Genomic DNA, 1,437 nt, shown 5'->3' with positions numbered 1-1,437 from the left:
CCTCTCCGGTGGCCAGGCCGGCCCCCACAAGATCCAGGGCATCGGCGCGAACTTCGTGCCGGAGATCCTGGACACCGAGCTCTACGACGAGGTCTACCCGGCCACCTTCGAGGAGTCCATCGAGACCGCCCGCCGGCTCGGGACCGAGGAGGGCATCCTCGGCGGCATCTCCACCGGCGCGATCGTCTCGGCCGCCCTCAAGGAGGCCGCCAAGCCCGAGTCCGAGGGCAAGCTGATCGTCGCCGTCGTGTGTGACTTCGGTGAGCGCTACATCTCCACCGCCCTCTTCGAGGACATCCGCGGCTGACCGCCGCCCGCTCACCGACCGCACCGACCCGAAGGGGCCGCCCGTGGGACTGTTCTCCCGCATCAAGGAAGACATCGCGACCGTCCGCAGCCATGACCCGGCGGCGCGCGGTGACCTCGAGGTGGCCCTCGTCTACTCGGGTCTGCACGCCGTGTGGGCGCACCGCGTCGCGCACCGGATGTGGCGGCATGACCGGCTGAAGATGCCCGCCCGCGTGCTCTCGCAGGTCACGCGGGCGGCCACCGGCATCGAGATCCACCCCGGCGCGTCGATCGGTCGTCGGTTCTTCATCGACCACGGCATGGGCGTCGTGATCGGCGAGACCGCGGAGATCGGCGACGACGTGATGCTGTACCACGGGGTCACCCTCGGCGGCCGCTCCCTGGCCAAGGTGAAGCGGCACCCCACGCTGCGCGACGGCGTCGTGGTGGGGGCCGGCGCCAAGATCCTCGGACCCGTCGAGATCGGGGAGGGAACGGCGGTGGGCGCCAACGCCGTCGTCGTGAAGGACACCCCCGCCGACGCGATCGCCACCGGCGTGCCGGCCACCGTGCGCCCACGCAAGGGCCCGTCCGAGGGCAAGCCGCTCGTGGACCCCGCGGAGTACGTGGACCCGGCCCTCTGGATCTGAGGGCCGGGTCCCGCCGGGTCAGTCCTGCGTGGGGTCGCCCTCGGTCGGCTGCGGCATGACCACGGGCACGCCCTTGCCGTCGACCTCCGTGCGGTCGCCGGACCACAGCGTGTGGAACGAGCCCTCGCGGTCGACCCGCAGGTAGGTGTGGGCGCCGAAGAAATCGCGCTGGCCCTGCACGAGGGCGGCCGGCAGGCGGTCGGCCCGCAGGCCGTCGTAGTACGCCAGGGCCGAAGAGAACACCGGCACCGGCACGCCCGCGGCGACGGCGGTGCCCACGACGCGGCGCCAGGCCGGCAGAGCCTCGGCGATCGCCTGGGCGAACTCGGGGGCGAAGAGCAGGTTGAGCGGCTGGCCGGGGGCGCGGGTGCCCGGCGCCGGGTGGCGGGAGGTGTCGCGGCCGCCGAAGGCCTGCATGATCACGTCGAGCAGGTCGGCGCGGATGATGCAGCCGTCCCGCCACAGCGAGGCGATGGTGCCCAGGTCCAGCGACCAGCCG

2 protein-coding genes and 1 pseudogene are annotated in these 1,437 nt (G+C 73.0%); 2 read left to right on the top strand and 1 reads right to left on the bottom strand.

Annotation, left to right across the window (positions count from 1 at the left end):
• Both ACIP67_RS43290 and epsC read left to right on the top strand, forming a co-directional pair.
• Positions 1 to 307: pyridoxal-phosphate dependent enzyme (locus ACIP67_RS43290; protein ID WP_401700227.1), on the top strand; the 307-nt coding region annotated here is incomplete at its 5' end.
• Between the two features lie 43 nt (positions 308 to 350).
• Positions 351 to 938: a serine O-acetyltransferase EpsC gene (gene epsC, locus ACIP67_RS43285; protein WP_036340179.1), complete on the top strand. Its 588-nt coding sequence runs from the start codon at positions 351 to 353 to the stop codon at positions 936 to 938.
• An 18-nt stretch (positions 939 to 956) separates the two neighbouring features.
• Here epsC and ACIP67_RS43280 read toward each other — a convergent pair.
• Positions 957 to 1,437: pseudogene (locus tag ACIP67_RS43280) on the bottom strand (hypothetical protein); the annotation flags it as partial.

The sequence above is a fragment of the Streptomyces sp. NPDC088812 genome (assembly GCF_044750285.1).
Lineage (GTDB): Bacteria > Actinomycetota > Actinomycetes > Streptomycetales > Streptomycetaceae > Streptomyces.
Note: the sequence above shows the minus strand (reverse complement) of the source record. Positions and strands in the feature narration are given on the sequence as shown.